This is a genomic window from Sedimentitalea nanhaiensis DSM 24252, from assembly GCF_000473225.1.
GTDB lineage: Bacteria > Pseudomonadota > Alphaproteobacteria > Rhodobacterales > Rhodobacteraceae > Sedimentitalea > Sedimentitalea nanhaiensis.
Window position 1 is genome coordinate 4,337,511 of the sequence record NZ_KI421509.1, and the last position, 13,233, is coordinate 4,350,743.

Here is a 13,233-nt window from a genome sequence, read left to right on the forward strand (position 1 = left end):
ATCATGCAGAACCAGAAGCTATTGAATTTCGCCATCCGCTATGGGTTTCTGATCCTGCTTGTGGGTCTGGTGACCTATTTCAGCGTGGCGGCCAGCGGCTTTGCCGGGCCGCGCTCGGCCGTGTTCATCTTTCAGTCGGTGGCGATCACCGGAATTCTGGCGCTGGGGGTGACCTGTACGCTGGTGGTGGGCGGGTTCGATCTGTCGATCGGGTCGGTCGCGACCTCGGCGCTAATGCTGTCGGCCTATATGATGGTGGTGCTGGAGCAATCGGCGCTGGTTGCGGTGGGCGCCTGTCTGCTGATGGGGGCGCTGGTGGGGCTGATCAACGGGCTGTTGATCGTGCGTATGAAGGTGCCCGATCTGCTGGCGACGCTGGGAATGATGTTCCTGCTGATCGGGTTGCAGCGCATTCCGACCGAGGGGCGGTCGATTTCCACCGGCATGACCCTGCCGGACGGGTCCACTGCCGAGGGGGTGTTTTCGCCCGCCTTCCTGTGGCTGGGGCGGCATCGGTTCGATCTGGTGCTGGAGAATCTGATTCCGGTGCCGGTGGTGCTGTTTCTGATCGTCGGGGTGCTGGTCTGGGTGTTTCTGGAACTGACCCGCCATGGGCGGCTGATGTATGCCATCGGCTCTAACGAGCGCGCCGCCGGTTTGGCCGGCACCAACGTCAACCGTTACAAGATCCTTGCCTATATGATCTCGGGGGTGCTGGCGTCGGTCGGGGGTATTCTGCTGGCGGCGCGGCTGGGGCGGGGCGATATTGCCAGCGGCAACAACCTGTTGCTGGATGCGGTCGCTGCCGGGCTGATCGGGTTTGCGGTGCTGGGTGCGGCCAAGCCGAATGCGTTTGGCACCGCCATCGGGGCGCTGTTTGTCGGCATCCTGCTGCAGGGGCTGACGATGATGAACGCACCTTATTATACGCAGGATTTTGTCAAAGGGGCGGTGCTGGTCGTTGCCCTTGTGTTCACCTTTGCGCTGTCGTCAAAGCGGCGCGGCGGCGGGCACTGATCGCGGGCAACCGCATAATCGTCCATGGGAGGACAAAATGGAACTTTTCAGACGCGGATTTTTCAAGCTGACCGGTGCGGCAGTGCTGGCCACCACGGCCCTGGGGGGGGCGGCGCAGGCGGCGGACATGCCCGCCCCGTTCGACAATCCGGGCGAGGTGCAGATCGCCCTGGTGCGCTATTTGTCCACCGGCGATTTCTTTCAGGCCTATCTGGGCGGGGTCGAGGCGCAGGCCAAGGCGCTCGGTGTCGATCTGCGGGTGCTGGACAGCCGTCAGGATGCGGCCTTGCAGGCCGATATGGTCGATCAGGCGATTGCCCTGGGGGTCGACGGCATCATCATTCAGCACGGGCTGACCGAGTCGATGCAAGAGGCCGCGCAGCGTGCGGTGGATGCGGGGATCAAGGTCGTGGCCTTTGACGTGAACGTCGAAAACCCGGCGATTCCGCAGATTGAGCAGTCCGATTACCTGCTGGGCAAACTGGCGCTGGAACAGGCCGTCAAGGACAATGGCGACAGCTGGAACGCCGCCTATGTCTATGTGCCGGGCATTGCGCCGCTGGATCGGCGCGATCAGGCGTGGCAGGATATTCGGGCGGAATATTCCGGTATCCAGGAGGTCGCGCAATTCGGCACGCTGGACAATCCGATTGCCAATTCCAACGCCAATCAGGCGCGCTCGGTGTTGCAGGCCAACCCCGATATCAGCGTGATCTTTGCGCCCTATGACGAATTTGCCAAGGGGGTAAAAATCGCCGTGGACGAGGCCGGTCTGTCGTCTGACATCAAGATCTATTCCGCCGATGTGTCCACTGCGGACATCTCGGCAATGCGCGAACCGGACAGTGCCTGGGCCGCCACCGTGGCGACCAACCCGGCGGTGGTGGGCGAGGTCAGCGTGCGCGCATTGGCGATGATGCTGGCGGGTGAAGATCCGGGCGCGTCGGTGATCGTGCCGCCGACTTTGATCACCCAGGATTTCCTGAACGAAAAGGACATCACCAACATGGAAACCCTGTCGGCGCAGATGCCGCAGTTTGCCCATGCCGATGTGGCAACGCCGGACTGGATGCCGCTGCCGCCGCGCTGACGCGCACAAACGGGCGGGGGGCTGTCGCGGCCCTCTGCCCCCGCTTTGCCGACCGATACCAAGAAGGTTCCGCCATGCTCGACACTCTGCGCCGCAACGACAAATCCACCGAGGAGGTGGCCTTGGGCATCCGCCGCCGGGTGTTTGAGCATGCCATGCGCAACAATGGCGGTTACCTGTCGCAGGCCTGTTCCGCCGCCGAGCAGCTGGCCTGGCTGTATAACGAAGAACTGTCCCTGGGCGCGCCGACCCTTCCGATGATCCCGAAACCGTTTGGCGGCGTGCCGTCGGCGGACAACCCCGAGTATCACACCGGCGCCGGGTACAATGGCCCTGCCGCGCCGGAATTCGACCGGCTGTTCATTGCGCCGGCGCATTACGCGCTGGTGGCCTATGCCACTCTGATCGAGGTGGGCCGCATGGCACCGGAGGGGCTGGAGATGTTCAACAGGGACGGATCCAGTGTCGAGATGATCGGGGCCGAGCACAGCCCCGGCATGGAGGTGCATAATGGCACGCTGGGCATCGGGTTTTCCACCGCCGCCGGGCTGGCCTGGGGCCGCAAGCGCCGGGGCGAACCGGGCCGCACCTGGGTCTATATGTCGGACGGCGAGGTGCAGGAGGGCCAGACCTGGGAAGCGATTGCCGCCGCCGCCCATCACCGGATCGACAATCTGTATGCGATCATGGACGTCAACCGGCAGCAATGCGACGGGGCGATGAGGTCGGTGATGGACGTGGGCGACATCGGGGCCAAGATCGAAGCCTTCGGCGGGGTGGCCGTCTGGGTGGATGGGCACGATCTGGACCAGATGCGCGCGGCGGTAAAGACGCCGCACCGGGGCAAGCCGTTGATCATACTGGCAAACTCAAGCCCGTTTAGAGGCATGCCGACCTTGCAGCTGCGGTTTCCACGGCTGCATTACGTGCGGTTCAAATCCGAAGCCGAGCGTGCGCGGATGAACCGCGATATTGCCAGATCGCTGGGTGTTTCGCCCGTCGATTACGGTCAGACAGGGGGCAAATGATGGTCGAGATGGTGTCGCGCCCTTACGAGCGGGCGTTTGAAAAACATGCGCTGGCCAATCCGGATGTGCTGTGCCTGTCCGCCGATCTGACCAGTTCCTGCGAGATCGACAGGTTTCGCGACACTCATCCCGAGCAGTTTCTGAGTCTGGGCATGGCGGAACAGAACATGATGAGCTTTGCCGGGGGGCTGGGGCTGGCGGGGTTTCGTCCGTTCATCCACACCTTTGGCGTGTTCCTGTATCGGCGGCCCTATGATCAGCTGATGGCCTCGGTCGCATATCCCCGGCGCAAGGTGCGGCTGATGGGGTTCCTGCCGGGCATCACCACGCCGGGCGGCATGACCCATCAGGCGATCGAGGACATCAGCGTGATGCGGTCGATCCCCAATATGACGGTGCTCGAAACCGGCGATGCCACCGAGGTCGAGAGCATCTGCGAAGCCGCCGACAGCATCGATGGCCCGGTTTATTGCCGGGTGCTGCGCGGGTCGGTGCCGCGTCTGTTCGACACGCCGATACAGGTTGGCAGGATGCGCGAGCTGGCATTGGGCGACGACGTTCTGATCGTCACCTCGGGCATCACCACCGAGGAAGCCCTGCGCGCGCGGGCGGCGCTGGAGGGGGCGGGCGTGTCGGTGCGGCATCTGCATCTGAATACGATCAAGCCATTCGATGCCGCCGCGATGCTGGATCACATCGGATCGGTACGCCACGGGGTGGTGACGCTGGAAAACCATGTCACCGAGGGCGGCATCGGATCGTTGCTGGCCGAGATCATGGCCGACAACGGCACCGGCAAGCGGCTGGTGCGGCTGGGGCTGAAAGACACCTATGCCCATGGCGGTTCGCGCCCCTATCTGATGAAACACTACGGGCTGGATGCCACCGCGCTGGTGGCCGGGGTCGAGCGGGTGATGGGGGCTGCCCTTGACATTGGCGAGGCCGATCTGGCCGCCGCGCGCATCGAGGCGGTGCATTCCACCGTCAAGGCCGAGGGGCTATGACCGCACGGTTTACCGTCACCTATCGTCTTTTTGCCGCCGACCGGGCCGAGGCGCTGGCCCGCGCCGAGGGTATCGCGCTGGAGCAGACCGTGGAAATTCCGCGTGACGTGGTGCCGCCGGGATTTATCGAGGATGAGATTCTGGGCCGGGTCCAGGAGATCGGGACCGAGGCCGAGGGACAGTGGCGTGCCACGGTCAGCTACAGCCCGCAAAGCTGTGGCGCCGAGTTGCCGCAACTGTTGAATGTGGTGTTTGGCAATTCCAGCATCCAGCGGGGGATCAAGGTGATCGGGCTGGATCTGGGTCCGCTGACCAAGGCCTTTCCGGGGGCGCGGTTCGGGGTCGGGGGGCTGCGCAGGCTGGCGGATCTGGAGCGGGGGCCTTTCATTGCGCCGGTGCTGAAACCGCAGGGCTCCAGTGCGGCGCAGCTGGCGGAAACCGCGTACCTCTGTGCCATGGGGGGGGCCCATATCGTCAAGGAAGATCACGGGTTGACCAACCAGCCCTGTGCGCCGTTTCGTGACCGGGTCGAGGCCATCGCCGAAGCGCTGGCACGCGCGCGCGCGCGGACCGGGCGGCCCTGTCTGTATTTTGCCGGGCTGGCCGGGCACAGTGAGGAGCTGGACGACATGGCGGCGTTTGCCGTGCGGGCCGGGGTGGACGGCCTGTTGCTGATGCCGGGGCTGTTTGGTTTTGACACGGTGCATCGGCTGGCGCGCAATGACCGGATCAACCTGCCGATCATGACCCACCCCAGCTTTTTGGGGCCTTATGTCCTGTCGTCCGATACCGGGTTCAGCCACGCGATGATGTTCGGCACGTTGCAGCGGCTGGCGGGGGCGGATATTTCGGTGTTTCCCAACGTTGGCGGGCGGTTCGGATTCACGGCGCAGGATTGCGCGGCGATTGCTGCCGCCTGCGGCGATCCGGCGGGCATCGGCCGGGCGATCCTGCCCAGCCCGGGCGGGGGCATGAGTCCCGAGCGGGGGGCCGGGATGCTGGCGATGTACGGTGAGGATGCGGTGTTCCTGTTGGGCGGCAGCCTGTTGCGCCACGGGGCACGTATCGGTGAGGCGATCGCCGATCTGCGCAACGGCCTTGCCGGGTGATCCCTGATCGAGCGGCACCCTGACATTCGCGATCACGGTGGCTCGTTGTCCGGCCTGTGACGATCAGCGCGATCCTATCGGTCTCATTCGAACCCTTGCGGTTGGGATCGCCCGAGCGCATTGACGCCAGCGGCGACTGGAAGCGGTCGCAGACCGATCAGAAGCTCTCTGTGTCAGAGCGGTCCGCCCGACGGTCACGGGCGAACTCTGTTGGCGGGCCGTAGCCGGTCATTTCCGGCTGGTGATGACCCCGAGAAGAAAACCCAGGCCAACCGCGATCCCCACTGCCATCGCGGGCTGATCGCGGACAGCGTTCTCGGCTTGCTGAGTCACATTCTGGGCGCGCGCCTGCGCCACCTTCAGGGATTGTTCGCCCTGATCGCGCAGGGCCTGGGCAGAGCCGCGCAGACTTTCGACCGCCGCTTCGCTGCGTTTGCTGCCCATCTCGGCCAGTGTGTTGGTGATCTTGGTCAGATCCGCCCGCAAGTCGGCAAGCTGCTGCGCCAGGTCTTCAGTTTCACCGTCGCTCGGTTTCAGGGCGGTTTTCGTCTGGGCCATGATACTCTCCTTTGGTTTTTCATGACCCCAACGCGCCGTGACATGGGATGGTTCCCGGCCAACGCCGGAAACGGCAGAAAATTTTTTGGCGCGCGAAATGGAACTTTGGGCATCGCGGCGGCGTTTCACTGTCAATTGCACCATCACTGGAAAGGAGGGCGTCATGCTCTATTGGGCACTAATATTTCTGATCGTCGCGATTGTCGCCGGCGTGTTTGGGTTTGGCGGGATCGCCTCGGCATCGGCCGGGATCGCGCAGATCCTGTTCTTTGTATTCCTGGTCCTGTTCGTGATCGCGATGATCGCGCGGGTGGCCCGGCGCTGATCGACGCAGTGCCTGAACACCCCTGAATTGAATGACCTACGACAGGAGACTGACATGAAAGACGTTATGGAGACTAAACCGAGTTCAACCGAGGTCCAGACCGGCGTGCGCGACACCGAGGCGCTGGCCAAAGGTTTGACCGAGGCGTTGGCCGATACCTATCGTCTGGTGTTCAAGACCCATGCCTATCATTGGAATGTTACCGGGCCGCTTTTCTATTCGATCCACAAGCTGACCGAAGAGCAATACCAGGATATGTTCGGCGCTGCCGATGTGCTGGCTGAACGCATTCGCGCACTGGGTCAGCTCGCGCCGATGCAACTGTCGGTGATCACCCAGAGTTCTGAAATCGAAGACCTGGGCGATATGCCGACGACACGCGAGATGATTCAGGATTTGGTCGGCGATCACGAACGGATGGCCAGCCGGATGCACGAGCTGGTCGATCTGGCGGGCGCGCACAAGGACGCGGTGACCGACGATCTGGCCACAAGCCGGGCCGCATTTCACGAACATGCCGCCTGGATGCTGCGGGCCATCGTCGCGGACTGACGCGCCGCGCGCAAATCGGATGCGTCCACCTATGGGGAGGCCGGGCAGGGTAAGCGGAGGGAGTGCTGCAAATGCGGCATTACCCTGCCCGGCGTAAACACGGGTGCGGTGGCACGCTGGCCTGTCGTGATCCCGCCGTCATGTTTCGCCGAGCGGTTCGGGGTCGGTTTTTGCCCTGAGCGGCAACACACCCCCAATCACCAACAGCCACAGGGCAAGCGGAATCGCCACGATCCCGCCCAGCGGACCCCACAGCCAGATGCCAAAGACCAGTGCGAGGAACACGAGCAACGGGTTCAACTGCATGTGACGTCCAACCAACGTCGGCGTAACGATCTGCCCTTCGGTCGCATTCAGGCCAAGAAACGTCAGGGCAGGCAACAGGACCATCACGCCATCAAAGGTGCCAACCCCCGCGAACAGCAGTGCGCAGAAAAAGATTGCCGGCCCAAGGTAGAGGATGAAGTTCAGCAGGAACGCCACCACGCCGAGGCTGACAGCCCCGGGCATTCCATACAGGTGCAGCATCGCGGCGGTGATAAACCCAAGCCCGGCATTGATCAGTGTGACGGTCAGGAAATAGCGCGAAACCAGACGTTCTGCTTCGCGCAGCGTTTCAGCGGATCGCGCCGCGTTGCCGCCCGGCAGGTTTTTTGCCATCCATTCGTACAGATCCCGACGGGTCAGCAGAAAGAAAAACAGGACACCCGCAAAAATCACGATCCGCGACAGGATCGCTGGCGCCAGCAACAGCGCGTCCGACACGCTGGGCAGAGGCAATCCGTCGTCGCTGGGGGCGTCTTTGGGCGCGGCAACCAGGTTGGCGACATTCGGTTCGGCTGCGACCGCTTTTTCAACTTCGCCACGCGCTTCTTCGATCCCCCGGACAAGTCCCTGCACGACGTCGATCGCCTGTTGCATGTCGGCCCAGACCTTTGGTGCCTGATCGATCAACTGGCTGACAACCGGTTGAAAAATAAGCACCAGACCGGCTGTTATCACCAGCGTGCCGACCAGACCGATCAGCGCGCCGATCGATGAGGGAAGACCGTGCCGTTCCCAAAAATAGGACAGTGGCGACAGCACCACGCCAGTCACCAGCGCCAATACGACAGGCGCTGCAATTGCTTCCAGCGCATCCATCGCAGCGACGGTGACGATAACGCCCACGGCAATCATCGCCCATTGCGCCGGTCTATTCAGATGATCCAAACCTGTTCCCTCGCCAACCGGTCAAAACGCGCCGCACTGCGGTTTCGTTCCCGATGTCAAATATGATATCAGATCGATGTTACACCAGACAGGGTGACGGCTGTCATTAGTCCATGACATCGACCAGGTAGATTATTTACCACCGGCCAGTGCGGGCCGGGTACAGTCCGCGACCTTGATCCGCAGGCGTCAGAGCTCGGTCGCCTCGTCGCGCAAAGCGATGAATCTGGTGGTCAGGTGGGCCTGCATGGCGGCGCGCGCGGCCTCGGCTTTACCTGCGGCAATCGCGTCGATGATGCGGGCGTGCTGGCGCAGGGTCTGCTGGAATGATCCGGGCGCGCGGGCACGGGCGCGAAACGCCACCCAATCTGCATTGGCGCGAATTTCGTCGAGCATTGCAAAACAGGTCAACAGCGGTTTGTTGCACGCCTGTTCCGCGATCAACCGGTGCAGTGCACTGTCCCAGAGTTCGTTTTCGGGGTTTGGCAGGCAAGGATCCATACGCCCGGCCAGCGCGCGCAGCTGGGCCACGGCATTGGGTTGAATCCGCGTTGCACAAAGCGCGGCCAGCTCGGGTTCTACGCACAGGCGTGCCTCCATCACCTGAAGGGCGTTGGTTTCCCCGGCAATCCGCGCCGCCAATGCGCCGGTGGGATCGACCGCGCGCCCGGCAAAGGTGCCGGCCCCCTGTTTGCGCCAGATCAGCCCTTCTGCTTCAAGCTGGGCCAGCGCGTCGCGAACGCGTCGTCGACCGATGCAAAACCGTTCGGACAGGGCGCGTTCGCTGGGCAATCGCCCGCTGCCGCCCAGTTCGCCGGTGTCCAGCAGGGACAGGATTTTCTGTTTGGCCTCAAAGTCAGGGTCAGAGTTCAAGGGCGGCTCCAGTCCGTTGGATCAGGGGTCGGAGGCCAGCGAACGGCTGGCTTGTCCGGCCTGCTGCCGCCGTTTTTGTTCAGAGTCAATACGGGTGTCCAGTTCCGTGCGGGTCGGCAGGCCCGAAAACCGCTCGGCTGTGGGCATTTCATCCGCCACGAACAGGTATCGCTCGCCTGCCACGTCGAGCAGACGATCCAGTTCTGTCAAGGGGTCGCCGTGGTCATCCGCCCGCAGGTCGAGCCAGGGATGCGCCTGACCGCGATGGATGGTCAGACCGGCGGCTTGCTTGCCGCGCTTGTCGCCGCCCGCGTCCTCGCCTGCGTGCATGGCGGCCAGCAAGCGGTGGGCAAAGGGCAGCTCGGAATGTGCCGCAAAGGCGGCGGCGGTGGCCTCTATCACCTCCGATCCGGTCAGCATGTTGCCAGCGACGCAGAACCCGTCGCCGATCAGGTGCCCGGCCCAATCGGTGCAGCCGCTGCCGGTGTGGGCGGCGAACCGGCCCGATGCATCCATCATGTGGCATTGACGAATGGCTTGCCCCGCGTCACGCGCAACCAGGTCGTCCAGGACTGTCCGGGCCTCTTCGCCGGCCTCTAGCCGGTTGCGCCCTTCGGTGCCCCAGACCGGGTTGCAAAACGCCTGGCTGGCCACAGCAGAGCGCCGCCCGACATAGGGCACCGCCGCACCGCAGGCAAAGAACCGGCTGGCTACGGCGATGCCGATGGCTCCGTCAGCCGGATCGCGGGCAATGATGGACCAGGTCATCTGCCCACCGCATAGGCCTGCATCAGGCGCGGCGTGGCTGCGGCGCGCAGAATCCCGTTGGCTTCGCGCATCGCAGCGGTCAGACGGCCCACCGCCCAGGGATCGGACACGGTGACGATATGGCCCCGGTTGCGCAGATCGGCGATCACCGTCTCGCCGAAGGCCGGTTCCAGCATCATCTCGCCGGGTTTCACCTCGCGCGGAAAGAACGAGCCCTGGAAATGCATGGTGTGAAACAGCGGCGCATCCATGCCCTGTTGCAGACCCAGCCCATGATGCACGAAGCGCAGGAACCAGATCAGTTGCCATTGGTCCTGTTGGTCGCCGCCCGGCGTGCCAAAGGCCAGCCGCGCGCCGTCCTTTTCGGCAAAGGACGGTGTCAGCGTGGTGCGTGGCCGTCGTTTCGGACCCATCGAGGTCGGCAAGCCGTCGGTCAGCCAGAACATCTGCGCGCGCGAATTCAGCGGAAAGCCAAGGCCGGGAATGACCGGGCTGCTTTGCAGCCAGCCGCCCGAGGGCGTCGCCGCCACCATGTTGCCCCAGCGGTCGATCACGTCCAGATGCACGGTATCGCCGCGTTTCTCGGTGAGATGTGCCATGGTGGGTTCCTGTGCGGCCACCCCCGCGACGCCGAAATCCTGAACCGAACGGGCCAGATAGGCGTCGGCCAGATGCTCGAATCCCGGCACCCGGCCCGGACGTTGATCCATCGACGCCGAGGCACCGATCAATTTGGCCCTTTCCGCGCCATAGTCATCGGAGAGCAGGCGATCCATCGGGATCTCGCTGAAATCCGGATCGCCGTAATAGGCTTCGCGGTCGGCATAGGCCAGTTTCATCGCCTCGGTGACCACATGCACAAATTCGGCGCCGTTGGGGTCCATCGCCGCAAGGTCGAAATTTTTCAGGATCGAAAGCGCTTGCAGCAACACCGGTCCCTGGCTCCAGGCCTGGGTCTTGTGGACAGTCCAGCCGTGGTAGTCCAGCGTCAGGGTTTGCTCGTAGCTCGCGCGCCAGTTGGCCATGTCGGCAGGGGCAAGCAGGGCGCCGTGCTTTTTCTCGGAGACATCCATCACATGGGCGTCCTTGAGATAGTCGAAAATCGCCTGTGCCACAAAGCCGGTGCGCCATTCGTCCCGGGCGGCGTCGATCCGGGCGGCGCGGTCGCCGTCGGCGGTGTCAGCCACCGTGGCCAGCCGGTCATAGGTTGCGGCAAGGTCGGGGTTTTTGAACAGCGCGTTGGGGGCCGGGGACTGTCCGCCGGGAGTCCAGACGGCGGCGGACGTGGGCCATTCGGCCTCAAAGAACCCACGCAGATCCTCGATGGTGGCGGCCACGCGCGGCAGGATCGGGTGGCCGTCGCGGGCATAATCGATTGCCGGTTGCAGCACCTCGCGCAACCCCATGGTGCCGTGATCGCGCAGCATCAGCAACCAGCCATCGAACGCCCCGGGCACGACGGTTGCCAGCAGGCCCGAACCGGGCACCAGCGTCAGCCCCTGATCGGTAAAGGCCTCGATTGTGGCCGCCTCCGGGCTGACACCCTGGGCGCAGAGCACGGTGGTTTCGCCGGTTTGCGCCGAATGCAGGATCGCGGGCATGTCGCCCGCCGGCCCGTTCAGGTGCGGTTCGACGATTTGCAGGGCAAAGGCGGTGGCGACGGCGGCGTCAAAGGCGTTGCCGCCCTTTTCCAGAATGCCAAAGCCCACTGCAGAGGCCAGCCAGTGAGTCGAGGTCACGACGCCAAAGGTGCCGCGAATTTCCGGTCGGGTGGTAAAGTCTGACATGGGGTCTCCGATGGTCAGTGTTCGCGCGGGTCCAGCGCATCGCGCAGCCCGTCGCCCAAAAGATTGAACCCCAGCACCACGAGAAAGATCGCAATGCCCGGCCACATGGCCATCCAGGGGGCTTGGTTCAGAAAGTTCTTGGCGGTGTTCAGCATCGACCCCCAGCTGGGTGCGGGTGGCTGTTGGCCAAGGCCCAGAAAGGACAGCGAGGCTTCGGCGATGATGGCGGTGGCGATGGTCAGGGTCGCCTGCACCAGGATCGGCGGCAGTACGTTGGGGAAGATATAGCGCGACAGGATGCGCCAGTTTGGCAGGCCGATGGCATGGGCGGATTCCACGTAATCGGCGGTCTTGATGTTCAGAACCTGCCCACGCGTCAGGCGCACAAAGATGGGCATCGCGGAAATACCGATGGCGATCATCGCATTGGTCAGGGACGGTCCCAGAAAGGCCGCCAGCGCAATCGCCAGGATCAGGAAAGGCGCGGCCAGCAATGCTTCGGTGCAACGCGAGATAATGGCGTCGGTCCAGCCCCCGAAATACCCGGCCAGAATGCCCAGCGGCACGCCGAGCATCAGCGCAATGCCCACCGACACGACGCCCGCCAGAAGTGAGGCTTGCGCGCCCCAGATCATCCGGGCCAGAACGTCGCGACCGATTTCATCGGTGCCCAGCCAGTGTGCCGCGGATGGCGCTTTGCGCACGGCTCCCCAGTCGGTCGTTGCCGGGTCGGGGATCGGCAGGATGGGGGCCGCCAGCGCGATCAGGATGAAAAAGCTGACCAGAAAACCGCCCAGCATGGCGCTGCGGTGGCCGCGGAACTTTTTCCACACACGGTTCTGGGGCCTGGCGGCAAGGATGGGATCGGGTTGCGCGACCATGTTATTGCCCCCTCAGACGCGGGTTCAGCAGGACGTAGAGCACATCGGCCAGCAGATTCATCAGGATAAATCCGATGGCGGTGACCAGAACGATGCCCTGCACCACGGCGTAGTCCCGGTTGAACACCGCATCGACGACCAGTTTGCCAAAGCCGGGGATGGTAAAGATCTGTTCGGTCAGGACCGCGCCCGCGACCAGTTCGCCAAACAGCAGCGCGGTCAGCGTCACGATGGGGGTCAGCGCATTGCGGAACGCGTGTTTCAGCACCACGCGTTTTTCCAGCACCCCCTTGGCGCGGGCCGTGCGGATATAGTCTGCGGTCAGCACCTCAAGCATGGCAGACCGGGTGTGGCGCATCAACGTTGCCGCCAGCGCCGTGCCCAGCACAAAGGCTGGCATGATCATCGTGGTGATGGATTTCAGCGGATCTTCGGACAGGGGCACATAGCCCGAGGCCGGCAGCAGCTGCCATTTCACCGAGACCAGCAGGATCAGCATGATCCCCAGCCAGAAGTTCGGGATCGACAGGCCCGACAGCGCCACGATATTGGCGATGTAGTCGGTGATCGTGCCCTTTTTCACCGCCGACAGGATGCCCGCCGGGATGCCTATGAGCAGCGCGAAACACATCGCCATCACCGCCAATTGTATGGTCACCGGCAGTTTCTGGCCGATGAGCTCCATCACCGGCTGGCTGGTGCGCAGCGAAATTCCCAGGTCGCCTGTCAGCGCATTGCCGACCCAGGTGATATATTGCACCGGGATCGGATCGTTCAGGCGGTATTTCTCGCGCAGGAATTCCAGCACCTCGGGGTCGCGCTCTTCGCCGGCCATGGCCAGAATCGGGTCGCCGGGCAACAGCTTTTGCAGGGCAAAGACGAACATCGAGATCAGGATGATCGTCGGGATCGCAATCACGATGCGGCGCAGGATGAAGGGCAGCATGAAACCAACTTTCGGGCGGTGTCGGGAGGTTGGACGGGGACGGGGCGGAGGGTTGGAAAGGGGTGGGCCCGCGCACCGGCGCG

At 63.7% G+C, this 13,233-nt stretch carries 14 protein-coding genes; 7 read left to right on the forward strand and 7 right to left on the reverse strand.

Going from position 1 to position 13,233, the window contains the following annotated elements; translation table 11 throughout:
- Positions 1 to 3: 3 nt before the first annotated feature.
- From NANH_RS0123370 to NANH_RS0123390, 5 genes are all read left to right on the forward strand, one after another.
- The gene (locus tag NANH_RS0123370) at positions 4 to 1,017 is read left to right on the forward strand and encodes an ABC transporter permease (RefSeq protein WP_027264202.1); all 1,014 of its coding nucleotides are present in this window, start codon (positions 4 to 6) and stop codon (positions 1,015 to 1,017) included.
- Positions 1,018 to 1,054: 37 nt separating this feature from the next.
- Positions 1,055 to 2,107, forward strand: coding sequence for a substrate-binding domain-containing protein (locus NANH_RS0123375; RefSeq protein ID WP_027264203.1), 1,053 nt, complete (start codon positions 1,055 to 1,057; stop codon positions 2,105 to 2,107).
- A gap of 74 nt (positions 2,108 to 2,181) precedes the next feature.
- Positions 2,182 to 3,135: a transketolase gene (locus NANH_RS0123380; RefSeq protein ID WP_027264204.1), complete on the forward strand. Its 954-nt coding sequence runs from the start codon at positions 2,182 to 2,184 to the stop codon at positions 3,133 to 3,135.
- Positions 3,132 to 4,139: a transketolase family protein gene (locus NANH_RS0123385; protein ID WP_245601509.1), complete on the forward strand. Its 1,008-nt coding sequence runs from the start codon at positions 3,132 to 3,134 to the stop codon at positions 4,137 to 4,139. The genes NANH_RS0123380 and NANH_RS0123385 overlap by 4 nt, the downstream gene beginning before the upstream one ends.
- On the forward strand, positions 4,136 to 5,248 hold the full coding sequence (locus tag NANH_RS0123390) for a RuBisCO large subunit C-terminal-like domain-containing protein (protein WP_027264206.1): 1,113 nt from the start codon (positions 4,136 to 4,138) through the stop codon (positions 5,246 to 5,248). The genes NANH_RS0123385 and NANH_RS0123390 overlap by 4 nt, the downstream gene beginning before the upstream one ends.
- 228 nt (positions 5,249 to 5,476) lie before the next feature.
- On the opposite strand, the gene NANH_RS0123395 is transcribed toward NANH_RS0123390, so the two are convergent.
- On the reverse strand, positions 5,477 to 5,806 hold the full coding sequence (locus NANH_RS0123395; RefSeq protein WP_027264207.1) for a DUF883 family protein: 330 nt from the start codon (positions 5,804 to 5,806) through the stop codon (positions 5,477 to 5,479).
- A gap of 163 nt (positions 5,807 to 5,969) precedes the next feature.
- Between NANH_RS0123395 and NANH_RS28215 the strand changes: the two genes are divergently transcribed.
- On the forward strand, positions 5,970 to 6,131 hold the full coding sequence (locus NANH_RS28215; RefSeq protein ID WP_027264208.1) for a DUF1328 domain-containing protein: 162 nt from the start codon (positions 5,970 to 5,972) through the stop codon (positions 6,129 to 6,131).
- 54 nt (positions 6,132 to 6,185) lie between these two features.
- Positions 6,186 to 6,683 carry a Dps family protein gene (locus tag NANH_RS0123405; RefSeq protein WP_027264209.1) on the forward strand — a complete coding sequence of 166 codons (498 nt, stop codon included), beginning with the start codon at positions 6,186 to 6,188 and terminating at the stop codon, positions 6,681 to 6,683.
- A 138-nt stretch (positions 6,684 to 6,821) separates the two neighbouring features.
- Here NANH_RS0123405 and NANH_RS0123410 read toward each other — a convergent pair whose 3' ends face one another.
- The 6 genes from NANH_RS0123410 to NANH_RS0123435 form a co-directional block, all read right to left on the reverse strand.
- The gene (locus tag NANH_RS0123410) at positions 6,822 to 7,895 is read right to left on the reverse strand and encodes an AI-2E family transporter (RefSeq protein ID WP_027264210.1); all 1,074 of its coding nucleotides are present in this window, start codon (positions 7,893 to 7,895) and stop codon (positions 6,822 to 6,824) included.
- A 189-nt stretch (positions 7,896 to 8,084) separates the two neighbouring features.
- The gene (locus NANH_RS0123415) at positions 8,085 to 8,768 is read right to left on the reverse strand and encodes a FadR/GntR family transcriptional regulator (protein ID WP_027264211.1); all 684 of its coding nucleotides are present in this window, start codon (positions 8,766 to 8,768) and stop codon (positions 8,085 to 8,087) included.
- A gap of 21 nt (positions 8,769 to 8,789) precedes the next feature.
- Entirely contained in the window at positions 8,790 to 9,536 is a 747-nt protein-coding gene (locus tag NANH_RS0123420) for a DUF1028 domain-containing protein (protein WP_027264212.1), read from the reverse strand.
- Positions 9,533 to 11,323, reverse strand: coding sequence for a gamma-glutamyltransferase family protein (locus NANH_RS0123425; RefSeq protein ID WP_027264213.1), 1,791 nt, complete (start codon positions 11,321 to 11,323; stop codon positions 9,533 to 9,535). The genes NANH_RS0123420 and NANH_RS0123425 overlap by 4 nt, the downstream gene beginning before the upstream one ends.
- Positions 11,324 to 11,337: 14 nt before the next feature.
- Entirely contained in the window at positions 11,338 to 12,204 is an 867-nt protein-coding gene (locus tag NANH_RS0123430) for an ABC transporter permease (RefSeq protein ID WP_027264214.1), read from the reverse strand.
- Position 12,205: 1 nt separating this feature from the next.
- Positions 12,206 to 13,150, reverse strand: a complete 945-nt coding sequence (locus NANH_RS0123435) for an ABC transporter permease (protein ID WP_027264215.1) — start codon at positions 13,148 to 13,150, stop codon at positions 12,206 to 12,208.
- Positions 13,151 to 13,233 lie beyond the last annotated feature (83 nt).